Below are 24,743 nucleotides of genomic sequence, written 5' to 3'. Positions count from 1 at the left end.
GGATCCGGCGGGGCACCGTGCTGAGGATCGCTCCGGGATACAGCCCGGACTACGTGCTGAACGAGATCGCGACGGGGCGGGAGAACTACTACACCGGCGCGGTCACCGAGGGTGAGCCACCCGGGCGTTGGTGGGGCGCGGGAGCGGCCCGGCTGGGGCTGACCGGCCTGGTCGAGGCCCAGGACATGCGCGGGCTCTACGAACGGTTCCTCGACCCGCGCGACGCCGCGTTCCAGGACCCGTCCCACTGGGACACCGCCGCGACGCTGGGACAGGTGGGACGCCGGTACCTGTCCGAGGACGACCTCTACGCCCAGGCACTGGGACGCGAGCCCGGCGCCGCGGCCGAACGCCGTGCCGAGCTGCGCACCGAAGCCGGCAAGGCCGCCCGGCACAACGTCGCGTTCCTGGACGCGACCTTCAGCGTGCAGAAGTCGGTGACCTTGCTGCACACCGCGTTCGAGGCCCGTGAGGTCGCCGCCCGCAACGCCGGCGACGACCAGGCCGCGGCCGCGTGGGGTGAGTTCCGCACGGCAGTGGAGGACGCGATCTGGGCGGGCAACAACGCGGCACTGGCCTACCTGCAGGACAAGGCCGGCTACGCCCGCGTCGGTCACCACGGCGGCTCGGCGGGGCGCTGGGTGGACGCGCACGGGTTCACGGTCGGATCGTTCTTCCAGCACGACTCCCGGGACCGCGACCCGCAGCTGCACGTGCACAACGCGATCCTCAACCGCATCGAGTGCCCGGACGGCGTCTGGCGCACCCTGGACTCCCGGGCCATCCACCGCTGGCGGGCCGGCGCCGGTGCGGTGGGGGAGCGCACCACCGAGGAACGGCTGGCCGCGACCCTCGGGACGCTCGTCGCGACCCGGCCCGACGGCAAGTCCCGCGAGGTCGTCGGCGTCTCGCCGGAGGCGATGGCGTTGATCTCGACGCGCCGCACCGCCGTGACGGCCAAGGCCGCCGAGCTGATCGACGCTTTCGAGCAGCGCTACGGCCGCGCCCCCAACGGCCTGGAGCGCGACCGGCTCGCCCAGCAGGCGACGCTCGCCACCCGGGCGGCGAAGTCCCACGACGGCGAGACCCGCGCACAGCTGCTCGACCGGATCCACGACCGGCTGCGCGCCGACATCGACGGTGGTCTGGCCGGCGTCGCCGACGGTGCCCTCGCGGCGCGCCGTGACGGTGGCGTCGAGCCGATGACGTTCAACCCGCAGGCCGTCGTCGAGGTGGCGCTGGCCGATGTCGCGTCGCGGAAGTCGGGCTGGACCCGCTCCGACCTGACCCGAGCGATCAACGCCGCGCTCCCGGACTACCTGGGCGCCCCGGACGGTGACGACGTGGCCGCGTTGCTGGACCAGCTGACCGAGCACGCCCTCGAACACGCCGTCGCACTGCAGACCGACGGACCGGGCGCCGCGGCGCTGCCCGACCAACTCCGACTCGCCAACGGGGAATCGGCCTACCAGGCCCCCGGCGGAGGGCTGTACTCCACACCGGACCAGGTCCGCTCCGAACGGATCCTGCTCGCCGCCACCGGTGACCGCGACGGGCCCGCGATCACCAGGCAGGCCGCCGACGAGTTCGTCGACCGGCTGCGCGGCGAGGGCATCGAGCTCGGCGCCGACCAGGCGGCCGCAGTACGCGGTGTCCTGACCTCCGGCGCGCGGGTCGAGACCCTCGTCGGACCGGCCGGCACCGGCAAGTCCTTCGTCGTCGGCACCCTCGCCCGCGCCTGGAGCGACACCTCCCTACGCGAACCCCGCAACACGTCCGGCCGGGCGGCGACGCCACGGGTGTTCGGGCTCGCCACCAGCCAACAGGCCACCGAAGTCCTGCGCGGCGAGGGACTGACCGCCTCGAACATCAGCCGCTGGCTCGGCATCCAGCAACGTCTCTCGGCCGCTGACGCGCAGAGCCGGGTCCGTGACGGCGACGAGACCTGGCGGCTCCGAGCCGGGGACCTGGTGGTCGTCGACGAGTCCGCGATGACCGACACCGCCGCACTAGCCGCCGTCCACGACCGGGTCGACGCATCCGGGGCGAAGCTGCTGCTCGTCGGCGACCACCGTCAGCTCGCCGCGGTCGGCGCCGGTGGCGGCATGGACCTGCTGGCCACCGCCGGCTCCCGCTACGAGCTCACCGACGCCCGACGGTTCGCCGCGGCGTGGGAACGCGACGCCGGTCTCCGGCTCCGCGCCGGCGACGAGACGGTGCTGCGCGAGTACCACCGCCAGGGCCGCATCCTCGACGCCGGCACGCGCGAGCAGGCCGAGGCCTCAGCGGTGCGGGCCTGGCTGGCCGACACCCTCGACGGCCGCCGGTCGCTGCTGCTGGTCGACTCCAACGACGAAGCAGCCAGAGTCTCCGCCGCGGTCCGAGACGAGCTGGTCGGACTCGGCCGCGTCACCGGCGACGGCGTCCTGCTGGGCAGACAGGGCACCGTCGCCGGCGTCGGGGACCTCGTCGAGGCGCGCTCCAACGACTGGGCCCTGGCCGGATACGAGGGAAACCGGCGCGGACCGCTCAACCGGGACCGGTTCCGCGTCACCGCGGTCCGCGACGACGGCGGCCTGGAGGTCACGACCGACACGACCGGCACCGGACTCGGGGAGCGCCTGGTGCTCCCGGCGGGCTACGTCGCCGAGCACCTGGCGCTCGGCTACGCGGGCACCACCTACGCCGGCCAGGGATCCACCGTCGACACCACCCACACCGTGGTCACCCCGGCCACCCGCGCGAACTCGCTCTACGTCGGCATGTCCCGCGGCAGCGCCGCCAACACCGCGCACGTCACCACCCGGACCGCCCCCGACGACGCCGCCGACGGCAGCCCCGAACGGCACGAGCTGCGCCGCGACCCGGTCGCGGTCCTCGCGTCCATCCTCGACCGGAGCGAACACTCCCTGCCCAGGGCCGCGGTCACCATCGCCACCGAGTCCGCTGAGGACGCCGCAAGCACACGCACCGCCGTCGAGCTGCTCGCCGACGCCGCCCAGCTCGCCGCGACCGAACGCACCGCCACCGCACTCGACCGGCTCGTCGCCGACCGTGCACTGACCGAGGACCAGCGCAGCCGCATCGCCGCCGAGGACGGCACCCCCACACTGACCCGCGTCCTGCGGCGCGCCGAGCTCGCCGGTCACGACCCCGACGTCGTGCTCCGCGGCGCCGTCGGCCGTGGCCCGCTCGACGGCTCCCGCAACCTCAGCAACGTCGTCTACGCACGGATCCGCGACAGCCATCGGCTCGACCCGACGGGGGAGCGGTGGGCCGACTGGATCCCACGAACCGACAACCCCGAATGGCGCGACTACCTGACGCGCCTTGCCCGCGCCGCGGACGACCGGGCGTCGGATCTCGGCGCCGAGGCAGCCGAGGACCCGCCCCGGTGGGCGACCGACGCGTTCGGCGACGTGCCGACCGACCTCCGCGAGCTCGTGCAGTGGGAGGACCGCGTGGGGCGGATCGCCGCCTACCGCGAAGCCCGTGGCCACCACGATCCGAGCGAAGCACTCGGCCCGGCCCCGCAGCCCGGGAAGGTGGAGGAGTTCGCCGCCCACCGCGCCGCCTGGCGGGCCCTCGGACGCCCGGAGATCGACCGCGAGCAGTTCGAGTTGTCCAACGGACAGCTCCGCATGCGGGTCCGCGCCTACGAACGCGAACTCGCGGCGGCACCACGGTATGTCGCCAACGAACTCGCCGGCACCCGTCAGGCCGCCGCCGACCGTCGAAAGGATGCCGCGCTCCACCGTGCCTCGGCGCAGAACACGCTCGACCCGGCCGAGCGCGGACGGCTCGACACCGCCGCCACCCAGGCAGCTGCCACCGCCGAACTCCTCGACGCTCGTGCCCGGCAGCTCCAGGAGATCGACGAGGCCCGGGCGACCTGGCTGGCCCACACCGCACAGACCCGGCTCCAGGCCGAGCTGTCGAAAGCCGAGCTGTCCGCCCGCGACGCCGACGACGACCCGAACGACCACGTGACCGCCGCCGAGTGGAAGGCCGCGCACGACGCGGCGACGGCAGAGGACGATCGCCTCCGCGAGATCGGCGAGGACGACGTGGACGAGGTGCACGACGACAGCGCGGCACCCGACACCGACACAACGGTCGTCGAGCCGGCAGCAGAGAGCCTGCGGGAGGACATCCGCGACGAGACGACGAGCCGTGCAGCGCCTCGGCTGGAGGACTCGGTCCGGGTCCCGGACGCGGAGGAGACCAACGATCACCTGGAGTACGCCCGGCGGGTGCTGGACGAAGTCCGGTACCGCGACAGCGCCGAGGAACCCGACGACGAGGTCGCCCGCCGGCACACCGGGGAGGGTGACACCGACGAGCGGGATTCAGACGGATCCGACGTCGACCGTGAGGATCGCGAGGCGGCCGTCGACGAGGTGCCGTGAGCCGCTCACTGCTCCCCGGCCGCCTGGTCGGGGAGCGCGACGGGTGGTGGGCCTTGGCCGCGCCAGGCCCATCGGAGGGTTGCGCGGACGCCGTCACCCCAACCGGGGCGGCGCTGGGCACGTCGCGGATAGAGCTCCTCGAAGCGTTCGGCGGCCTGGTACTCGGCTTCGATGAGCTCCGCGTAGGCGGACTCGCGGGTCTGGGTCACGGGAGCCTCAGCGGGATGAGACGGCCCGTTCGACGGGCGGCTCTCCGCGCGGGCCAGCCACTCACACGTCGAGACGACGGCAGCTGCGCACCAGGCCGACTCGCTGCGGGGGCCGTGCGTGTCGATGTTGTGCTGGGCGGCAGACCAGACCGCCTCGAAGTCGCGAGCCGGTACGCGGAGGTTCGCCTCTGCCGCTCCCAGATCCCTGGAGCCCGGACCACCCATCCTGGAAGGATGACACGTGGACACGTCGTGGCGTTCTGGGACTGGAGCTCGCACCACTTCTAAATCGCCGCCGGCTGAAGGCGGCCCGTTCGCAGCTACAAGGTCCGCTTCAGCCTGAACAGCGACCCAAGGGCGTGACCCACGCCGGGAAGGCGCGTTCGTGCCTCGATGAAGGGCCGTTCCCGCCGGAACGGCGACCGGCCGCAGTTCGAATCCGGCGCAGCAGGTCGCGGCGGGCCTCGATGAAGGGCCGTCCCTGTCGGAACGGCGACCACCCGTGCTTCGGCGGAGGGTGTGACGGTCGTCCAGCCTCGATGAAGGGCCGTTCCTGCCGGAACGGCGACGGGGCTGTAGCCCTTCAACCCGACGCCGGCCTGGTTCGGGCCTCGATGAAGGGCCGTTCCTGCCGGAACGGCGACATGCCCCTGGCCTCGTTACCGCCGGTGTTCACGTCCACGCCTCGATGAAGGGCCGTTCCTGCCGGAACGGCGACACGGACCAGGTTCGGCATGGCCAGGATGTGGCCGCCTCGATGAAGGGCCGTTCCTGCCGGAACGGCGACCGGACGGGTTCCGCTTCAGGAACTCCACCGACGCCCGGCCTCGATGAAGGGCCGTTCCTGCCGGAACGGCGACCCAGGTCCGACTCCCGGTCCTGTCCGCGCTGCCCGTCGCGCCTCGATGAAGGGCCGTTCCTGCCGGAACGGCGACAACTGGATGCCCTCGTCGGACAGCCGACCGACGGGCTCGCCTCGATGAAGGGCCGTTCCTGCCGGAACGGCGACGGCGTGCCCCCGTCCGCCCGAGCGTTCGGGTTCCGCAGGCCTCGATGAAGGGCCGTTCCTGCCGGAACGGCGACGCCCGGGTGGGACCGGGTCGAACAACGGTGCGTCGCCTCGATGAAGGGCCGTTCCTGCCGGAACGGCGACCCAGATCGGAGTAGGACTGGCCCTGCACCTGCGGCCCGCCTCGATGAAGGGCCGTTCCTGCCGGAACGGCGACGGCGACGAAGCACTCCTGGACGTCGACGTCCCCTGGCCTCGATGAAGGGCCGTACCTGCCGGAACGGCGACAACCCCCCGACCAGTTCACCGTCGGGCGACTCCGCGCCTCGATGAAGGGCCGTTCCTGCCGGAACGGCGACAGGAGAACCCAGCCCAGCGGGACGTGTCCCCCGCGCTGCCTCGATGAAGGGCCGTTCCTGCCGGAACGGCGACGGTCCGAAGGGTGACCCCGGGGAATCGTCGGACACGCCTCGATGAAGGGCCGTTCCTGCCGGAACGGCGACCGGCACCCGCACAGCGCCCCGCTCCACCGCCGCATCCCGCCTCGATGAAGGGCCGTTCCTGCCGGAACGGCGACCACGGGACGAAGCGTTCGACCTCGTGCGGTCGTCACAGCCTCGATGAAGGGCCGTTCCTGCCGGAACGGCGACGCGCCGGCGGCACCCCGATCCTCGAGGACGGCATGCGGCCTCGATGAAGGGCCGTTCCTGCCGGAACGGCGACCAGCGACACGATCAGGTCACCGAAGCGCGTGTCGACGCCTCGATGAAGGGCCGTTCCTGCCGGAACGGCGACGCGGTCTTCCCGTCCCACGTCCACCGCAGCGTCCCCAGGCCTCGATGAAGGGCCGTTCCTGCCGGAACGGCGACCGGGCCTCTTGCACCCCGGCGCGTCCGGCGCTGGGGGCCTCGATGAAGGGCCGTTCCTGCCGGAACGGCGACCAGCCGTCGCGGCGCCATCGAGCGCGAGGCCGCCCGGGCCTCGATGAAGGGCCGTTCCTGCCGGAACGGCGACGTTCTGGGGCCAGACCCTCAACACCATCGCGTCCCTGCCTCGATGAAGGGCCGTTCCTGCCGGAACGGCGACGGGCTCACGATCGGCGACCACGTCTGGTCCGGTGACCAGCCTCGATGAAGGGCCGTTCCTGCCGGAACGGCGACCCGGCACCGCATCCCTGGTCGCCACCGACCGCGAACCGCCTCGATGAAGGGCCGTTCCTGCCGGAACGGCGACCGGTTCGTGGCCGCGGCGGCCGGGTCGGCTTTCGCGCTGCCTCGATGAAGGGCCGTTCCTGCCGGAACGGCGACTCGCGGCGGCGCGCGATCGAACCCGTCGCGCAGCAGCCTCGATGAAGGGCCGTTCCTGCCGGAACGGCGACACTGGGAAACCCGGATGCGGGTCACCGACCGCAACGCCAAGCCTCGATGAAGGGCCGTTCCTGCCGGAACGGCGACTGTACTGCGGGGAGTTGGTGACAGCGGGGCTGTTCATGCCTCGATGAAGGGCCGTTCCTGCCGGAACGGCGACCGGATCACCTGATCGTCGTCGTCCAGGTCCCGCTGCACGCCTCGATGAAGGGCCGTTCCTGCCGGAACGGCGACGCGCCGTCCCGCAACGGGCCCGGCACGATCACGCTGAAGCCTCGATGAAGGGCCGTTCCTGCCGGAACGGCGACCCGACCGAAGCACCCGACCCGCGAGCGACCCGCACCTTGCCTCGATGAAGGGCCGTTCCTGCCGGAACGGCGACTCGACCGGTACGAGCCGTCGTGCAGCACGACCTCGCCTCGATGAAGGGCCGTTCCTGCCGGAACGGCGACCCGAGGAGCGCGACGCCGAACGCGCCCGGCTGGTCGCGCCTCGATGAAGGGCCGTTCCTGCCGGAACGGCGACCCGCTTCCCCGGTCGCCGCTGCCACCCCGCTCGACGTGCCTCGATGAAGGGCCGTTCCTGCCGGAACGGCGACAAGCCGAGGTGGACGCCGCCCTCACCGTGGGCGGGCCTCGATGAAGGGCCGTTCCTGCCGGAACGGCGACCCACGGCATCGACGCGGCCGCCTTCCGCTCGCGGCCTCGATGAAGGGCCGTTCCTGCCGGAACGGCGACCGGCAGTCAAAAACACCCGCCAAGCGCCGTCGGAATCCTGCCTCGATGAAGGGCCGTTCCTGCCGGAACGGCGACTCCTGCCAGCAGACACGCATCCGCCTGCACATCGACTGCCTCGATGAAGGGCCGTTCCTGCCGGAACGGCGACCGCCAGTCCGCGCGCTCTTTCAGCGACGCGAGATCGGCCTCGATGAAGGGCCGTTCCTGCCGGAACGGCGACTCTGTGACATGGTTTCGTCGCGGGGTGGGAAGTACGGGCCTCGATGAAGGGCCGTTCCTGCCGGAACGGCGACCGTCTCTCGCGGCGCTGCTGGTGAAGCTGCTGGGTACGCCTCGATGAAGGGCCGTTCCTGCCGGAACGGCGACGGTGCGAGTCGGCACGGCGGGCCCGAGCGTGATTGCGGCCTCGATGAAGGGCCGTTCCTGCCGGAACGGCGACATGTCGTCGACCGGGGCGCGGCAGGAGGGCGGCGACTTGCCTCGATGAAGGGCCGTTCCTGCCGGAACGGCGACGTCGCGTCGAAATTGGACCAGGGACTTCCGTCGGTCGCGCCTCGATGAAGGGCCGTTCCTGCCGGAACGGCGACGAAGCTGATCAACCATGCGGATCAGCTTCCCCCACGCCTCGATGAAGGGCCGTTCCTGCCGGAACGGCGACAGGGTGCCGATTATGCACCGTCTGACCTGCTGATCTACCGCGACCCCGCGAACCCTGCAATGCCAGATGATCTTCGCTCGCCGGTGGACGGCTGTTCGGACACTCCACAAGCCTGTGAGCTGGGCGAACTCGATGCGAGCGCTTCCCCGGGTTTTCGCGGTGGGGCAGGGTTCGCGGTGGTGTCACAGGATGATGGGGCCGTGTGGGGTGAAGCTGCGTCGCGCCCCGATGAACTCGACGCGGTGGGTGTGGCCACTGACGAGGGGCCCGAGGTCGCAGATCAGCAGCGAGTCGACTCCCGCTTCCAGGCATGCGGTGACAGCGGCCTTCAATCGGACCATACGGGCGGGTTTGATGTCGACGAGGAAGACGCTGTACTGCAGGCGGTCGCCGTAGGATTCGAGCTTCTTCGCGACGCGGACTCTGCGGTTGTCGGAGGTGACGTCGTAGGCGAGGACGTAGCGGTGGACGACGTCGCTCATCGGATCGTGATGCCTTTGTAGCGGGGTTGGGTTCCGTCGATGACGCCGAGGACGAGCCGTGCCTGGATCTCCATGGCACGTCGCCAGGTGACTCGGTAGCCGAAGGTGGGATGGCGGAACTCGGTGGTCGCTCGTCGTTCGTAGGCTGCGAGCAGTGCTGTGCGGCCGGTGTCACGGAGTCGTGCCGCTCCGGTGACGGTGGAGAACGAGGACGGCTTGAGCTCGCCGTTATTGATCGCGCCGATGACGACGGAGTCGGCGATCGGGGCCCGGAACTCTTCGGCCAGGTCGAGGGCGAGCGCGGGCTTGTTACGGCCGGAGGAATGCAGGAAACCGGCGTGTGGGTCCAGGCCGCAGGCGACGACGGCGCGGATGCAGTCGGCGGTCAGCAGACCGTAGGCGAAGTTCAGTGCGGCGTTGAGCGGGTCGGTTGCCGGACGTCGTGATCGGCCCGGGAACTCTGCCGGTTCGTTGAGCATCGAGGTGAAGTCGTGGAAGTAGCGGGCGGCGGCGTCGCCTTCGATGCCGAAGATCTCCTGCAGCGATCCGGCCGCGGACACCGCGCGTTGCAGGCGGCGGAGCTCGACCACCGAGGCCGGGGCGTCGCCGTGTCGTCGTAGGAGTGTCGCCTGGTTGGCGATCTTGGCGGTGACGAAGGCGCGGGCCATGCCGAGGTGGCCGTTCTGGGAGATCAGGTGTTGGCGCGACCGTGGGCCGCCGTTGGGGGAGTGGGCGGTGTTCGCCCAGCCGACGACGCGCCCGGTGCCGGAACACCAGATGATCGGGAGTCGGCGCCACAGCAGTTCGCGGATCAGGGCGGAGGAGGCGTCGACGTTGCCGTGCAGGACCAGCGCCAGGACGCGTTCGATGGGGACGGTGCCGAGTTCGTCGTCGCCTTTGACGACTCGTATGCGTCCTGCGCGGAGTGCGGCCCGGGCGCCTGGTGTGGCGACGTGCACGACTTGGGTGTCGGGGTCGGCGACCAGGACGCGGCGGGTGACGGGGGCGAGTGTGCGTTCGTCGGGGAGGCAGATTCCGGCGTGGGAGCAGGTTCGGCAACGTGGGTCGTCGACGAGTGGTTCGGGTGCGTGGTCGGCGGCGAGTACGGCTCGCAGCCGGGTCAGGTGGTCGAGGGCGGCGGTGATCTGGTCGGTGCCGACGGCGACGTCGACCCGTTGGTTGTGGTCGACGAAGTGGACGGCTGCCGCGGTGGCGTCGATGCCGGAGCTGCGCAGGGCCAGGGTCTGCAGTGCGAGCTGGACGACCATGGGTTCGGTGACGTGGGCGCGTCGGCGTACGGGGGTGGACTTGTACTCCACGACGGTGGTGGTGCCGTGCTCGTCGGTCTCGACGGCGTCGCAGCGTCCGACGATCCCCAGTTCGTTGTCGGTGACGTCGACCGCTCGACGGGTGGTGGGACGCGACCGGGCAGGGTCGTCACTGGCGCGGTGGGCAGCGATCCCGACCGCCATCTGGTGGGTGTCGGTGGTCTCGCCCATCGCTTCCAGCCAGGCTCGTCGCGGGCAGAAGGCGTGGTGGGCGACAAGGCTGATCGGGATCGGGTCCCCGATGCTGCTGGTCATCGTGGGGTCGCGGTCGGCAGAAGCTCGGCGCGTAGTGCGCGTCGTTCCGGTGCGTTGTCGCTGCCGAAGCGGCCGATCGGGAAGCGTGCCACTGCGTCGGCTCCACGGGCGTGCAGCCAGGTCTGGGCTGCTCGAACCGCAAGGGGGTCGGCGAGGTCGGGTAGCCCGGCACAGGCTGCCGTCGATAGTTGTCGTGCGGCGAGGATCGTGCGCAGTCGGGCGGGTCGCCACGGCGTCGTCCAGTAGGGCGTGGTGAACCATTCGCGTCGGGGGCGGCCGAGATGTCCGCTGGTGAGGGCGGTGTGATTGATGCGGGGGGCGAGTGGGAACTGGCCGATCGCCCAGAGGGCGCACCACACGACGGCGTTGTCGACGGGGCCCGGTGTCGTCAGTCCGGTCGCGGACACGCTGTCGGGTTTGCCGCCGAGCTCGTCGCGGACGGAGCTGCCGTCGAGGCCACCGGCGATCGTCCCGGCGGGGCGTGCGGCGAGCTTGTCGATCAGTGGGCGTAGCCGGTTGCCGACGAACTCCGACCCGCGGTTGCGGGGTTGCATCTCCCAGCGGCTGGCCCCGTCGTCCTGCAGTACCTCGCCGCGGATGTTGCGGCTCCAGTAGGCCGGTTCGCCGAGTGCGGCGAGGTAGCGCAGGTCGGACCAGGCGTGCTGGTCGGTCAGCTGTTGCAGTACCGCGTGCCGGGCGTCGCGGAGCTCGGACCATGCCTCGTCGGTCTTGAGCACGGTCAGCCGTGGGCTCATGACGCCACGCTTGTCGGCACCGAGGCTCTGACCGACCCAGGGTGAGCGACCGGTGACGTGTGCGCGCACGGCGGCGTCGACAACATCGGGGGCGAGGCCGTCGCCGTCGAGGGTGGGGGTGGAGTGGTCCCAGCGCATGCGCAGGTCGGTGATGCCGGAGGTCTCCAGGATGTCGGCGAGGCCGTAGAAGGCCATGTGGTGGACCAGGACCGCGGGGTCGGCGCCGGTCATGGCGAAGGTGCTCATCGGCCCTCTCCGGAGATCTGTCCGTCGGCCGCGCGGAGCACGGCCTCCAGGTAGGCGCAGGCCCAGACGCCGTGGCGGTGGTGGGTCTGTTCGATCAGTTGGTCCCAGCGGCCCTCGTCGAACAGGTCAGCCGCCGGACCGGTCAGGGCCGGTTCGGCGTGGGGGCCCAGGAGTTCGGTCGCGGTGTGGGGGAACAGGGCACGGCCGTGGCCGTGTGTCGTTCCGATCAGCCTTGCGACGAGGTCGGCCAGTGGTAACGCCTGGATGTGCTGCCAGGCCCGGACGACGGAGAACTGTTCGTGCCGCCAACGTGGTGGTAGGCCGCTGCGGTCCAGGCGCCGTTGCAGGGTGGCCGGGCCGACCGCGCTGCGGCTCTTGGCCAGCGGCTCCAGCTCCATGTCAGCGACGTCGTCGGGGGCGACGCCGAGGCGGACCTGGAACCGGTGGTCGGCCTTGCCGTCGTCATGATGGTGGCCGGCCAGGCGCAGGGCCTCGACGAGTTCAGCGGGGAGTCCGAGCAAAGTGCCCAGACGCTGTGCGCGTTCGGCGACAGCGGCCTGGTGCGCGGCGAGCGTCACCGGGCGTGGTGCCCGCGTCCATTCCTGGCGGACGTACTCGTCGGCCTCGGCGCGGCGTCCGTCGACGACGATCACGCGTACGGGGGCATCGTCGATGTCGCGCTGCACGATCAGGTCCACCACCCGCGGCGGCTTCTCCAGGAGCAGCTCGCCGGCCGCTCTCGACATCCGGTCGGTGTGGGTGGTCAGTTCCTTGGCGACGATCGTGCGTTCGGCGTCGGCGTCGAGCAGGTCCTCGGCGCCGATCTCGAGGGCCTCGCGCAGCCGGCGGGTCTCGGGGCCGTCGTGGTCGGGATCGTCGTGGGCGAGGTTGTCGTCGAGGTCGCGCCGCAACACGACCTCGCCGGGTTCCAGATCTCGGTCGAGCAGAGCGACGGCTTCGAGAACGTCGGGTGCGGTGTGGCGGCGGCTCGGGTCGTCGACGGGGACGACGGCCTGGGGCGTGGCGCGATCGTCCTGCACGTTCGGTGCGGTGAACAGCTCGACGCGGGCGTCGAGGACGACGAGGTCGCCGGGGCGGAGCCGGTCCTCCGGGCCTCCACCATCGGACTCCGGGTACAGGGTGATCGCGGTGATCTCGTCGCCGCGGACGCGGATCGCGGCGAGCCGACGGACGGGGGTGCGATCGGCGGCCGCACGCAGCGCGTCGCGGGCAGTGTGGAAGCGGACGGTGAAGACCTCGTACCGGCGGGGGCGCAGCGTGGTGATCAGGTCGACCGCTTCGCCGGGGTCGTCGGGCAGGTCGTGGCGCACGATCAGACCGACCGAGGTGTCGTTGTCGGGGTTCTCGACGTCGTCGGACAACCACAGGTCGAGTTCGGGGCGGGCGGCCAGGTCGTCGCTGGTCCGCGCCCAGTGCCACACGTCGCCGAGTTCCGGGCGCTGCAGCCGCTGCCGGCGGTGCGCCGCAGGTGGCGGGTCGGTCCGCAGCGCCCAGGGCGACACGCCGTCGGGGTCCTCGGCGCGTCGTTGCAGCCAGGACCATGCCGCGCTCAGCGCGGGTTCGCGGTAGGGGCCGGAGTGGGAGTCACGGCGGATGGTGCTGTCGGGCACGATCACGGTGATCGGGCCGCTGCGGCGTTGTCCGCGGCGGTTGACCCGCCCGGCACGTTGTGCGAGGGCCGAGCCGTCGGCCAGTTCGGTGACCATCCCGGCGAGGTCGAGGTCGACGCCGACCTCCAGGGTCTGGGTGGAGACGATGACGTCGACGTCGGGGCTGCCGCTCGGGCTCAGCACTCCCGGGAATTGCCGGCGCAGCAGCTCGACGTCGATCGGGCGGACCTGCCCGCACACCATGACCACGGTCAGGCCGTGGCGGTTGCGCAGCAGACCGGTCACCGCTACCGCCCGGGCGACGGTGTTGACGAAACAACCGACGGTCCGGGCCGGCGGCACCGGCCGGTCCTCCGCGGCGGCTGTGTCGACCGCGCTGTCGGCGGCCGTACCGGCCGTGTCGGCGGCGACGCGGTCGTACAGCTCCGCGGTCCGGGCAGCGATGTCGGTCGCGATGGCCACCGAGGTGGCGTTCCAGTCCTTGCGGGCCACGAGCTCGACCGGTTTCGGGCGGCGGAGCCGGGTGGCGAGCACCGGATCGGTGTCGACGTCGGTGTCGGCGACACCGAAACGGTCCCCGCTGTCCTGCGGTGTCGCGGTGGTCGCGACGACCTGCAGCGGCGGCGGGCCGGTCCATGGTGTCTCGGCGACGGGGGCGAGTTCGGCGACCCGGCGTGCGGTGTGCAGGAGCTGGCGGGACAGGTGCGCCTCGTCGACGACGGCGACGGCATCGAAGGCCAGCAGACCGGCCTCCCGGGGCCACGCCTGCGCCGCGGAGCCGTAGCCGCGCAGCAGCACGCGGCTGCCCCACATGTCCGGGGTTGCGCACACCACGGCGGGTGCGGCCGGATGGTCGACCCAGCGCCGCGACGGTGGTTGACCACCCCGGAGCCGGGCGACCATCAGCGGTGACCGCTCCGGCACGGGCTCGCCCTGCACCGTCCACAGTGCTGCGGCGACCCGGCCGAGCACCTCGGAGTCCTCGGGCTCGGCCAACCGCGCGGCGAGGGCGTGCGCGTACTCGTACTGGGCGTCGACCAGCACCCGGCGCCCGACGATCAGGGCCAGTCGCCGTGGCGGCAGCCGGTCGCCGCGCGACGCGGCCAGGGCGAGGGCGAACACGTGGACGTCGATCGTCGCGGTCTTGCCGGACCCGGTGGGTGCGTCGATCGTCTCGGGCCACCCGGCGGCCAGCACCCGGTCCAGGAGACGTTCCTGCCAGGCGAAGGGGGCATTGTCGTCGTGCAGTGTCTTGAAGAAGGCGGCGAAGTCGCTGCGCTGCAGGTCGACGTCACGGTGCTGCAGGGTCACGGCTGCTCACCTCGTTCGGGGACGTCGGTGGGGACGAGCAGCCCGCCGCCGAGGTGCCGGCACTGACCGATGGCCTGGATGGTCGTGGACGGGCAGAGATCGCCCAGGCTCATCACCGCGGTGTAGGGGCGGACGACGGCGTCGGGGTGGACGCGGTGGACGTAGTCCGAGACCCGGGCGTTGCGCAGCGGGTCGGCCGAGAGCACGCCGACTCCGGCGGCGTTGACCTGCTCGACGATCGCGTTGTCGCGGGCCGCACCCCGTCCGCCGGGCGAGCGGAGCCGGTCGGTGCCGGTCCACACGAAGCCGAGCGAGAGAAGCGCGGCGTGCACGAACGTCCAGCCGTCGTGGCCGCGGGTGTCGGGGATCGCGGCGGGTTCGGTGCGCCACAGCCGGATCGTGCCGGGGGCGGGTTCGTCCCAGAACCGGTCACCGGCGCGGACCTGCGGGGAGTCGAGCCGCAGGGTCCGGGCCGTGCTGCCCCGCCCGAGGGTGAGCGACCGCAACGATCCGACCGCCTCGTACACCGCGTCCAGCTCGCTGCTCTCGGCGCCACGGGGAACCAGGACCGCGAGCGCGGCCTGTGCCCCGCCCAGGTCCACCGGGTTGCCGGCGTCGACGATCTGCAGGGCCAGCCGGTTCGACGGCCGCCGCACCCCTGCCGGGTAGGCGCCGGTGAGCAGCGGCGGGGACGCCTTGTCCAGCGTCCGGATCAGCGCACGGTGCGCGGCCACCGCCCACCGGACACGGTGCCGCTCGGGCACGGCGCTGGAGAGCGGCAGCAGCAGGACCTCGGGCCAGGGGACGTCGGCGACCGGACGGTCGACCTCGCGGTAGCGGGCCGCGCGGACCGCGCGCCGTGGCGGCACCGGGCTGGTCGAGCGCTCACTCGTACTCACCCGGTCGGACCCGACCCGCCCGGAGCGATCGGCGCGGTGAGCGGCGGTGAGCTCGGCGAGACGCCCCGCGACGGGGACGTCGACCTCGAGCCCGGGCCGGCCGTCGGCAAGCCCCGCGTCGGCGGCGTGGGTGTGGGTCGGGGTGTGCTCGGTGTCGCTGACCTGCAGCACGACCGGCGATTCCGCGGTGCCGAGGTGGGAGACGTCCGGGCACAGCTCGCGCAGAGCGTCGAGCACCTCGGGCGGGGGCGGCTCGGCCCACGTCCACACGAACGGCCCGTCGACCGCGGTGACCGAGTCCTGCTTGGGCAGCTTGTTGACGATCGTGGTGGGGCCTCGTTTACCGAGCGTCCCGTCATCGCGGTAGGCGATCGCTTCGCCCCGGCTGATCCGCAGCCGTGGGATCCGCACGTCGGTGGGTGGGTGGTTCTCCAGCCAGCGCAACGCGGCGGTGTCGGCCTCGCACGGCTCCCAGCCGTCGGCGCCGTCGACCGCGCGCGGGCCGAACCCGGCCGCGGCCAGCAACGCCGCCTGCAGGCGTGCGACCGAGGGCAGCGGCTCGTGCGTCCGGTCCGGCCGGTTACCGCGGTAGACACCGAGGGGGAGATCAGCAGTGATCGAGAACGACATGTCAGGAGGTGCTCTCGGGCTCGTCGTCGACGGCGCCGGCCCCGATCGCCGGATCGCCCGTCACCTGCAGGGCCACTCCCGACCAGGAGATCCCGGCGGTCTGCTCGGCGTGGGCCAGGGCCGCCTCGAGCAGCGCGTCCGCCTCCTCGATCGACAAGGCCGAGAACTCGCGGGTGGCGCCCGCACGCTCGTGCAGTATGACCGTCGTCGGACCGGCCTCGGTGAGGTCGCAGTTGGCGCGCAGGAGCAGTTCGGCGTCCGAACGCGCCAGCCCGGCCAGCGCCAACGCCGCCAGCAGCGCACGGCATGCGGTGTCGCCGTCGGACCCCTTGCCGAAGCGGATCTGGCGCAGCGCGGAGAAGCTCAGGACGTGCGAACGCACGATCTTGCGGCACGAGACCCCCGCCAGAGCATCCAGAGCCGGTGGGATACCCCCGAGCCCGATCATGGACGTCTTCGCGCGCTCGTCCTTCTTGGTGGCGGCCGCGGCCTTCAACGCCTTGTCCGCGGTGGTCTTGCTCAGCTCACCACGCTGGCGTTCCACCAAGTCCTTGAGTTGGGGGCCGGTCAGTTCGATCCGCATCCCGTGCGGATCGACCCGAGCTCCGCCCTTACGACTCCTGCCGTCCTCCGGTGGCTCGCAGAAGCCGATGATCTCGCCGGTCAGGATGCTGCGCCACCGCCCCTGCCGCGCCGCGCGGCTGGAGTCCCACGCCCCGAACACCAGGCTCGCCGGACTGGTCTCCAGCAGAGCCATCGCGTCGCCCGGGTTCGCGTCCCGGACCCGCTGATACGACGCATCCCGGGTCGTGGGTGTGCCGTCGATCGATCCGGCGCGGATGTGTCCGTCGAAGACGCGATGCGGCAGATTCAGGTCGGAATAGCTTGCGTTCTCGTAGGAGACGACGACGCGGGGGAGCCGGGCGAGGACCTCGTGGCCGTCGTCGATGGCGTCGCGCAGACACTGCTCGACCCGGTTGAGCTGACTCTGTTTCGAGTCGATCATGACGGCCGGACACGGGTTCCCGTCGTCGTAACGGGTCTCGTAGGCGTACAGAGGTTGATCCCCGCGGGGCGCAGCGAACTTCGCCGGAGCGACTGACGCATGCGGGCCGGCGGCCGCTTCCAGCTCGGTCACCGAGGTGAGGCAGCTGGCACCGGCGCGGTCGCACGCGGCGAGCAGGGTGTCGAGATCGATGGGGTCGGGCACGGGGACTCCGGAGTAGTGAGGTGTGATCGGGATCGCAGAGTCTGCACCAGGTGTGACACCCTGTCTAGATCAGGCCCATGAAGATCAGACCTTGCTTCGCCTAGCGGTTGCACGTAGACGCGAACCGTGCTCTGCTGACGACGCTGGCCCATCATCGAGGCGTGCAACCGCACGGCGACGGCAGGAGTTCGCCGGCCTGGCTCGGTGTCGAGGTTCGTCGGACCTCGACACCGGGTTCGTATCGACGCGTTCCAGGACGTTGAGGGCTGGGCGGTGCGGCTCGGTTCGGGCCGTGGCTCGTCGTGATCCGAACGAGTGGGAGGCACTGGTGCCGGCGTCGTCGCGATACTCGACCCAGGTGATGGTTGCGGCTGTCGAGCTGCATCGAACGCCTCGTCCGGTCAGGGGCGGACCGGGTGGAACGAGAGTTCGGTCCACCGGGCCCGGTGGGTGCGGATGATGAACATTCTTCAGGGTGTCAACGGATCCTGAAAATTGACCCTCGTGGGGTCCTCGGGTTCCAGACCTCGTCGCAACACCTGCTAGATCATCGGGGTGTTGATGGCTCGTCGAGGACGCAAGCGCCAGTTGGACGTGGAGGCCCGCTACTGGGAGCTGGTGCTCTCAGGTGTCGGGGTGGTGCAGGCTGCGAAGCTGGTTGGGATCGGCCGCAAGACCGGGTACCGGTGGCGGGCCGAACGCGGCGGTCTGGCCCCGCTCGGGCTCGACGAGGCGGCCCGGTCGAACCGGTTCCTATCGCGGTTGGAGCGCCAGCGCATCGCCACCCTACGCGGTCAGGGCCTGGGGGTGCGTGAGATCGCCCGCCGGATCGAGCGCTGCCCGGCCACGGTCAGTCGGGAGCTGCGCCGCAACCGGGCACCGCACGACCGCCACTACGACGCCGACCTGGCCCACCAGCGCGCCCGGGAGCGAGCCCGGCGACCGCGCCGCGGCCGGCTATGCGGCGACGCCGAGTTGCGGGCGGTGGTGCAGGGCAAGCTCGAACAGGAGTGGAGCCCCGAGCAGATCGCCGGTCATCTGCGGGCAGCGTTCCCTGACCGGGCGTCCTGGCACCTGTGCCACGAGACGATCTACCAGGCGCTCTACCACGGCGGCACCGGCGGCCTGAGCAGGACGCTGACCGTGCGGCTGCGCACCGGGCGCCCGCTGCGCCGTCGCCGGCGCCGCGCTGACCGGCGCCGGATCCGGTTCGTCGTGCCCAGCAGACTGATCGACCAACGCCCCGGCGTGGTCGCCGACCGCTCGCGGATCGGGGACTGGGAATCTCAATGATCTTGTCAAGCTGCCAGGGCGGGTTGTGGTGGTGCTGGCGTCCACGTCCGATTCTCACGCAATAGCGCCCAGAGGACGTCGATGCGGCGGCGGGCCAGGGCGATGACGGCTTGGCTGTGGGTGGCGCCGTGGGCTCGTTTCTTCAGGTAGTAGTCGCGGTTGGGTCCGGCGTGCATCATGCTGGTCTGGGCCGAGAGGTAGAACACGTGCCGCAGCGGTCGGCTGTAGCGCAACGGGCGGTGCAGGTTGCCGATGCGGCGCCCGGAATCGTTCGGGACCGGCACCAGTCCGGCGGCCGCGGCCAGATGACCGGCGCTGGGAAACGCACGCAGGTCTCCTGCGTGGACCAGCAGGCTAGCGCCGAGGAACGGCCCGAAGCCGGGCATGGACTGGATGCTCGCGGCCTGCGGGTGTTCGGCGAACAGGTCCTCGATCTGGGTGTTCAGAGTCTTCACTCGCTCGTCGAGGGCGACGATGCTGGTCGCCAGCTCGCTGATGATCCCCGCGGTCAGGTCCTGGCCGGGAAGCGTGATCGACTGGGCCTTCGCTGCGGTCACAGCTCGGGTGGCGACGCCGGCGGAGTTGCGCACCTTGCGGGCCCGCAGCCACCCGGTCAGTCGGCTCTGCCCGGCGCGGCGGATCCGATCCGGGCTGGCATAGCCGGTCAGCAGCACCAGCGCGCCCTTGCAGGCCGAGTAGTCGAACTCTCGCTCCAAGCTGGGGAACACGCTGGTCATCAGGTCGCGGAGTCGGTTGATCATCCGCACCCGATCGGCGATCAGGTCCGCCCGGTGCCCGGTGAGCACGGCCAGGTCACGGCGCAGACGCGCGGTCTCGGCGATGACGAAGGCGTCCTTGGTGTCGGTCTTCCCCTCGCCGGTGAACGCGGCGCTCATCGCGGCGACGATCCGGCCGGACGCGTAGTGCACCGACTGTCCGGCTTGGGCAAGCAGGGCCAGCAGCAGCGCCGAGGGCGAGCCGATGATGTCGACCGCCCACACCGGCTGCTGGGCCAAGACGCCAACGTTCGAGATGAGTTCGCCGATGTCGGCCTCGTCGTTGGCGACCTTGACCGACAGCAGCGTCGCGCCGCCGTCGTCGACCGCGCAGGCCCAGTGGTGGGTCTTGCCGACGTCGATCCCCACCCACACCCGGTCCCGATCATGCTTCACGCGTGTCTCCGTCTCCTGGCTGGCGTCGTCCTGAGAGCACCCGTGGGCATCCCGCTGACGCATCCGTAACCAGCGACCGAGCGCAGATCTCAATCAGCAGCCAGGACGCCCGGAGGGCCGGGTGGACATTCCCAGTAAGCGACCACAGCGCAAGGCGACCTCAGTCACGCCCGACCCTCCCGGGCACGCACAGTCTTACGGAGGGTGACCTGATCATCGGGCGCGGTTCGCGGTCGGCGATCGGCACCCTGGTCGAGCGCCGCAGTGGCCTGCTGCGTCTGGTCCATCTGCCCGACGGGCACGGCCCGGACAAGTTCTGTCGCGCGATCAGCCCGGTGCTCGACGCGCTTCCGGCTATCGCTCGGCGGACGTTGACCTGGGACCAGGGCACCGAGATGGCCCGACATGACCAGCTCGCCGGCTACTTCTGCGACGGGATCTTCTTCGCCTACCCGGCGAGTCCGTGGCTGCGTGGATGCAACGAGAACGCCAACGGCCTGCTGCGCCAGTACTTCCCGAAAGGCACCGACCTACGCGGCCACCCGGTCGGCGACCTCGCGCGCGTCGAGACGCTGCTCAACACCCGGCCGCGCAAGCGCCTCGGGTGGCGCACCCCGGCCGAGGTGTTCGCCGCCTCCGTGGAACGCTCTTGACCACCAACGTTGCGACGATCATCAGAATCCGCCCTGGAACCCGAGGAACGCCTGGGGGTCAGAGTTCAGGATCCGGCGACACAGGGGCTGACGCCGCTGGAAATTGCGGCGATCGGGGTAGCCGTCAGTTGCGTAGGACCCGTGGTCACCATTGTCACCAGCATTCGGTCTTCCCGGTCGGCCAAGGCTGGGCGGCGGATCAGTGAGGGTTCTGCCGAATTTGCGCGGCGGAGTCGCCGCGACGAGATCGTTCGACAGCTTCGGGAGGAAGGTGACTCGACCCAGCTCAGGCTTCTGGTGAACGAGGGCCGTCTGGTGGCGCAGGGGTGTCGCGAGGAGCGAATAGCTGTCGAGAAGGCGTACTACAGCAATCCTATGAGCCCGTTACCGATCGGCACCACGCGAATTTTAGGCGTCGACCGGGAGGGCAGGCGGGAGGTCGTGACCGCGATGATCGACTCACTGGAATCGCGCTGGCCTTCTGAAGGCGAGTTTCGCGCGAACGTTGCCAGTTCGATGGCCGGTCTGACCAGGGTGGCGACCGACCTTGACCTCGAGAGTCGTCGACCGAAGATCGCGGAGTTGCTCATCAGGCGTTCTGGATGCGGGCAAGGCGTTACCGCCTCAGCAATTCGATCGATCATCGCAGGCGGCCCGGAGTCTTTTTCTGGGCCGAACCCGGAGGCTGCTGCCGACTACATCTCCGCTGTTTCTCGGGGTAGATTCGCTCGTGATCAAGTAGTGAACGTCGTCGGCGGGGTATCGCTCGGTGTCGTCGACCTCTGCGGCGGCCACCGCGTCGGACTCGCCCCAAACTTTGCAAATCTGTATGTGGCGTACATATTGCTGATGCGGGGATCCTTCACGAGGCCCGGAGGGTGGGACGAGGAGATCGGAATGACCATCAGCCCTGAATACGCCGCGTCTGCGATGATGGATGCACTCGGGTGTTTGGCTCGTAATGATGCCTACCTGAACACGACCTGTATGAAATCTCTGATAGGAGTTCTGGAATCGATACCGCGCTCATTGATCTCAGACGCGTCGGCTGAAAGTATCGATCGATGGTTGCGGTCACTCCTTCAGGTTGAGGCTCGAGAAGACCTCAAGTCTCGACTTCGAACAGTCGTAGATCATCTTGTCGGTCATTGCGAGTGACGCGCTGATGGCCGGATTGGCTGATCAGCCTGGAGGCTGGTCGCATCTAATTCCTTCGCTGCAACCCCCGCAACGTGCTTACCTGCAAGGCTCTACCGTAGAGTGATTCAATTGTATTCTAAAGTCGAGACGTCAAGGCCGGTGGGGCCTCAAAGTAGGTCTACGAAGCGGTCGCGCATGATCACCGGTGAGTGGCTGCCGGTACAGACGACTCCGTGATTGCTCAATAGGGTCGGTCTGGGTTTATGCGCCGCATCGGCCCGACTCATGAATCTGGTTCCTCCTCGCACTTCCCGAGTCGGGTGGCCCCTCCTGGGAGCTCGGACAGAACGTCGTTGTTCACGGCTCTCGCAGCCTCGGCTAGATCAGGTATCTCGACGACATCTAAACCATGCCCACGCATCATGTGAACGCTTTCCGCGTTGGAAACAAAGTGGTCTGGCTCTCGCCAAGCGAACACGACTCTGCGGATTCCTGCCTCGATGATGAGCTCTGTGCAACAACGCGGTTTGCTGGCCCGCTGCGAGCATGGCTCAAGGGAGCTGTAGAGTGTGACTCCGGTCGGAGGCTGGTTTCCAAGGCGGGTAAGAGCGACTTCCTCGGCGTGCTCGGTCGGTCCGGTCTCCCGCGAGAAGCCGGTGCTGAGTAGCTCACCGTGCTCGTCGACGATCACCGAACCGACGGCGAACGCGGTCGAGCTGGGTGGGCACTGCTTGGCGAGTTCGATCGTCTGGCGGAGCCAGTGGCGGTCGTCAGGCATCGCTGCGCTCCTTGGGCAGGAATCGCATCAGCGTCACGTCGTCGATACGTCGGGTCTCGGCCAAGGTCAGGCGGGCGCGCGGACCGCCGGGGAAATGAGCCGAGTGCAGGAACCGTGGAGCGTCGGCCTGACCGACGAGCAGCGGAGCGACGACCATATGCAACTCGTCGGCCAGCCCCTGAGCGAGCAGCTCGGTGTGGATAGTTCCGCCGCCCTCCACCATGAGCCGGGTGACTCCGCGCCGCCCGAGATCGTCGAGCATGGCGGGGAAGTCGATGGTCGGGCCGAGACTGTGAACCTCGGCCAGGTCGCCGAGCTCGTTGCGGAGGCCAGGTGACCCGCGGTCGGTGGTGTACACAAGCTTTTCGCCGCCATGGTGCCAGAACTTGGCGGTAGCTGATAGGAGCCCGGTACCTGTGACCGTGACCTTCAACGGGTACTCATGTAGTCCGCGAGCGACACGGTCGGCACGCCGGCTCGGGCTGTTGACCAGCAGGCGCGGGTTGTCAGCACGGAGCGTCCCGGCGCCGATCAGGATGGCATCGGAGTCGGCCCGCACGGAGTCGACTCGATCGAAATCGGCGCTGTTGGACAGCAGCAGCCGATCGCTACCGAGGTCATCGATGTGGCCGTCGATACTGGTCGCGACACTGAGTAGGACGTGAGGTCGCACGTTCGAGTCCTTCCGTAGCTTCTCGTCGGACGTGACCTCCAGCATGCTCTCGCATCTTGCATGCTTGATCGACTGTGAGGTGCGTCCTGACAGCGAGTCTGCTGCCGACGCGCGAGCGTTCGGGATCGTTGCCTCGGGACTGCCCAGGGTTCGGTTGACTCCTGACCTGTGAGGACGTGTTCCTCGCTGGAAGGATCGTCATCGTGCCCAAGCCGTTCCCGGCCGAGTTCCGCCGCGACGTCGTCGCGGCCGCTCGCCAGAGCGATCAGTCGATCGCCGCGATCGCCCGCAGCTTCGGGGTGTCGGAGTCGTGCCTGTCGCGCTGGCTGCGCATCGCCGACCAAGAAGACGGCATCGCCACCGACGCGACCACGGCCCCGCCCAGCAAGACCGGTACCGATCTCGAGGCCGAGAATCGGGAGCTGCGCCGGCGCGCCAAGCAACTGGAGCAGGAAAACGAGATCCTGCGCCGAGCGACGGCCTACTTCGCCCGCGACGTCCTCCCAAAATGACGCTCCTATGGTCTGTCAAGCCATGGGCGCCGGTGCATGGTGGTGTTCGAGCACTCGCCAGAGCCGGCGGGCGAGGTAGCGCTTGAGGCAGCGTCGGGCCTCTCGTGGAGTCTTGCCGTGGGCGACGCGCCGGTTGACGTAGTCGCGGGTGACCGGGTCGGTCGCCAGACGGGTCAAGGTGATGTGGTGCAGGGCCCGGTTCAGGTGGCGATCACCGCCGCGGTTGAGACGATGCCGAGTTCGTTGACCGCTGCTCGCCTCGAGCGGGCTGGCCCCGGCGAGCGCGGCGAAGGCGGCCTCGGAGCGGATGCTCGACACCGCCCACGCGGCCTGACCCACCTACCAAGATCGGGTCAACCGAACTCTGGGCAGTCCCGCGACCGTTCAGAATGAACTGGAGCGGCCGCCCCGACGGAGTCAGCCGAAGACACGCCGGCGACGACCCGCGATGCGATCACCCGTAGGTGGCGCTCACACGCCCGGGGAGGCCGGTCCCGTGCGCCGTGCACGGTGGATGCCTTGGGCGACCTCGACGACGTCCTCGACGATCCGATGCCGCACCGACCGTTCGGCGAACTCCCAGCTCGGCGTGTTGTTGAACTCGACGATGCGGTAGCCGTCCCCGGTCGGCAGGAAGTCGAGGCCCGCGACCGTCACGCCCATGACCTCTGCGGCCCGCCTGCTGATGTCGATCAGCTCCGGCGACACGTCCGCCGGCACTGCGACCGCACCCATGTTCACGTTAGCCCGCCAGTCCGACGCGGCCGGGACCCGGTGGACCACCAGCGGTGCCCGGCCTCCGACGATCGTGACCCGGACGTCGCCGTCCGGGTGGGGGAAATACGGCTGGCAGACGACCTGCTCGTAGGCCGCCAATAGGCGCTCGGCCGCCGCCGGGCAGCCGTGGCGGTCACGGATGCGTTCGACGTCCACCCCGCCGAGCCCGAACGACGGTTTCAGCACGATCGGGCCCCACTCGGCGAAGGCCTGCTCGACATCGGCAACGCTGGCACAGGACCGGGTCGGGGCGATCGGGAGGCCTGCCGCGCTCAGCCGTTGGAGCCCCAGGAACTTGCTCTCGGCCTCGAGGTAGACGGAGGCGGGGTCCAGCACGGTCAGGCCGTCGACGTGGCACAACATCGCGTACCGGTCGTAGTCGAGCTGCGCGCGGTCCGGCCGGATCCGCGCGCGTGAGAGCACGACGTCGAACTCCGACGCCGGTACCCCGGCGATGCGTGGCAGGAGCCCGCCGTCCGGGGAGGACGCGCAGCTGACGTCGTCGAGCACGAACAGCGTCGTGTCGTGGCCGATCTCCCGCCCGACCTCCTCGAGGTCGATCGACTCGGGGTCGTCCCGCTCGTAGGCGAGCACTCCGATGTGCATGCG

15 protein-coding genes, 2 pseudogenes and 1 CRISPR repeat array are annotated in these 24,743 nt (G+C 70.3%); of the genes and pseudogenes, 5 read left to right on the top strand and 12 right to left on the bottom strand.

From position 1 onward, the window contains the following. Window positions 1–17 precede the first annotated feature (17 nt). Window positions 18–4,409, top strand: coding sequence for a MobF family relaxase (gene mobF / locus ACLE50_RS22215; RefSeq protein WP_410945561.1), 4,392 nt, complete (start codon window positions 18–20; stop codon window positions 4,407–4,409). A 5-nt stretch (window positions 4,410–4,414) separates the two neighbouring features. Here mobF and ACLE50_RS22210 read toward each other — a convergent pair whose 3' ends face one another. The 7 genes from ACLE50_RS22210 to cas7g form a co-directional block, all read right to left on the bottom strand. Further along, window positions 4,415–4,618, bottom strand: coding sequence for a hypothetical protein (locus ACLE50_RS22210; protein ID WP_410945560.1), 204 nt, complete (start codon window positions 4,616–4,618; stop codon window positions 4,415–4,417). A gap of 387 nt (window positions 4,619–5,005) precedes the next feature. Beyond that, window positions 5,006–8,389: direct repeats of the CRISPR family, unit length 36 nt; unit sequence GCCTCGATGAAGGGCCGTTCCTGCCGGAACGGCGAC. 182 nt (window positions 8,390–8,571) lie between these two features. Then, window positions 8,572–8,871, bottom strand: a complete 300-nt coding sequence (gene cas2, locus ACLE50_RS22205; RefSeq protein WP_410945559.1) for a CRISPR-associated endonuclease Cas2 — start codon at window positions 8,869–8,871, stop codon at window positions 8,572–8,574. Next, window positions 8,868–10,454, bottom strand: coding sequence for a CRISPR-associated endonuclease Cas1 (cas1, locus tag ACLE50_RS22200; RefSeq protein WP_410945558.1), 1,587 nt, complete (start codon window positions 10,452–10,454; stop codon window positions 8,868–8,870). The genes cas2 and cas1 overlap by 4 nt, the downstream gene beginning before the upstream one ends. Further along, window positions 10,451–11,455, bottom strand: a complete 1,005-nt coding sequence (locus tag ACLE50_RS22195) for a hypothetical protein (RefSeq protein WP_410945557.1) — start codon at window positions 11,453–11,455, stop codon at window positions 10,451–10,453. Before ACLE50_RS22195 ends, cas1 begins: the two co-directional genes overlap by 4 nt. Further along, complete coding sequence (gene cas3g, locus ACLE50_RS22190; protein ID WP_410945556.1) at window positions 11,452–14,397, bottom strand: type I-G CRISPR-associated helicase/endonuclease Cas3g; 2,946 nt, start codon at window positions 14,395–14,397, stop codon at window positions 11,452–11,454. Before cas3g ends, ACLE50_RS22195 begins: the two co-directional genes overlap by 4 nt. Beyond that, on the bottom strand, window positions 14,394–15,926 hold the full coding sequence (csb2, locus tag ACLE50_RS22185) for a type I-G CRISPR-associated protein Csb2 (protein WP_410945555.1): 1,533 nt from the start codon (window positions 15,924–15,926) through the stop codon (window positions 14,394–14,396). The genes cas3g and csb2 overlap by 4 nt, the downstream gene beginning before the upstream one ends. 1 nt (window position 15,927) lies before the next feature. Then, on the bottom strand, window positions 15,928–17,136 hold the full coding sequence (cas7g, locus tag ACLE50_RS22180) for a type I-G CRISPR-associated RAMP protein Csb1/Cas7g (RefSeq protein WP_410945554.1): 1,209 nt from the start codon (window positions 17,134–17,136) through the stop codon (window positions 15,928–15,930). Window positions 17,137–17,730: 594 nt separating this feature from the next. Here cas7g and ACLE50_RS22175 point away from each other — a divergent pair. After that, window positions 17,731–18,429 carry an IS30 family transposase gene (locus ACLE50_RS22175; RefSeq protein ID WP_410945577.1) on the top strand — a complete coding sequence of 233 codons (699 nt, stop codon included), beginning with the start codon at window positions 17,731–17,733 and terminating at the stop codon, window positions 18,427–18,429. Between the two features lie 5 nt (window positions 18,430–18,434). On the opposite strand, the gene ACLE50_RS22170 is transcribed toward ACLE50_RS22175, so the two are convergent. Beyond that, on the bottom strand, window positions 18,435–19,601 hold the full coding sequence (locus ACLE50_RS22170; RefSeq protein ID WP_410945553.1) for an IS110 family RNA-guided transposase: 1,167 nt from the start codon (window positions 19,599–19,601) through the stop codon (window positions 18,435–18,437). 200 nt (window positions 19,602–19,801) lie between these two features. Here ACLE50_RS22170 and ACLE50_RS22165 point away from each other — a divergent pair. Beyond that, window positions 19,802–20,254 (top strand): annotated as a pseudogene (locus tag ACLE50_RS22165) (IS30 family transposase); the annotation flags it as partial. Window positions 20,255–20,395: 141 nt separating this feature from the next. Then, window positions 20,396–21,412, top strand: a complete 1,017-nt coding sequence (locus tag ACLE50_RS22160; protein ID WP_410945552.1) for a hypothetical protein — start codon at window positions 20,396–20,398, stop codon at window positions 21,410–21,412. A 265-nt stretch (window positions 21,413–21,677) separates the two neighbouring features. Here the strand turns inward: ACLE50_RS22160 and ACLE50_RS22155 are convergent, their stop codons facing one another. Together ACLE50_RS22155 and ACLE50_RS22150 are read right to left on the bottom strand one after the other, a co-directional pair. After that, complete coding sequence (locus ACLE50_RS22155) at window positions 21,678–22,172, bottom strand: deaminase (RefSeq protein ID WP_410945551.1); 495 nt, start codon at window positions 22,170–22,172, stop codon at window positions 21,678–21,680. Next, on the bottom strand, window positions 22,165–22,890 hold the full coding sequence (locus ACLE50_RS22150; RefSeq protein ID WP_410945550.1) for a RibD family protein: 726 nt from the start codon (window positions 22,888–22,890) through the stop codon (window positions 22,165–22,167). Before ACLE50_RS22150 ends, ACLE50_RS22155 begins: the two co-directional genes overlap by 8 nt. A gap of 158 nt (window positions 22,891–23,048) precedes the next feature. Between ACLE50_RS22150 and ACLE50_RS22145 the strand changes: the two genes are divergently transcribed. Next, window positions 23,049–23,357: a transposase gene (locus tag ACLE50_RS22145; protein WP_410945549.1), complete on the top strand. Its 309-nt coding sequence runs from the start codon at window positions 23,049–23,051 to the stop codon at window positions 23,355–23,357. A gap of 15 nt (window positions 23,358–23,372) precedes the next feature. Here the strand turns inward: ACLE50_RS22145 and ACLE50_RS22140 are convergent. After that, a pseudogene (locus ACLE50_RS22140) lies at window positions 23,373–23,687 on the bottom strand (transposase); the annotation flags it as partial. A 141-nt stretch (window positions 23,688–23,828) separates the two neighbouring features. Beyond that, window positions 23,829–24,740 carry an ATP-grasp domain-containing protein gene (locus ACLE50_RS22135; RefSeq protein WP_410945548.1) on the bottom strand — a complete coding sequence of 304 codons (912 nt, stop codon included), beginning with the start codon at window positions 24,738–24,740 and terminating at the stop codon, window positions 23,829–23,831. Window positions 24,741–24,743: the final 3 nt, after the last annotated feature.

It is taken from the genome of Pseudonocardia phyllosphaerae (assembly GCF_046546475.1).
GTDB classification, from domain to species: Bacteria; Actinomycetota; Actinomycetes; order Mycobacteriales; family Pseudonocardiaceae; genus Pseudonocardia; species Pseudonocardia phyllosphaerae.
This window is presented reverse-complemented; position numbering and strand designations above follow the sequence as displayed.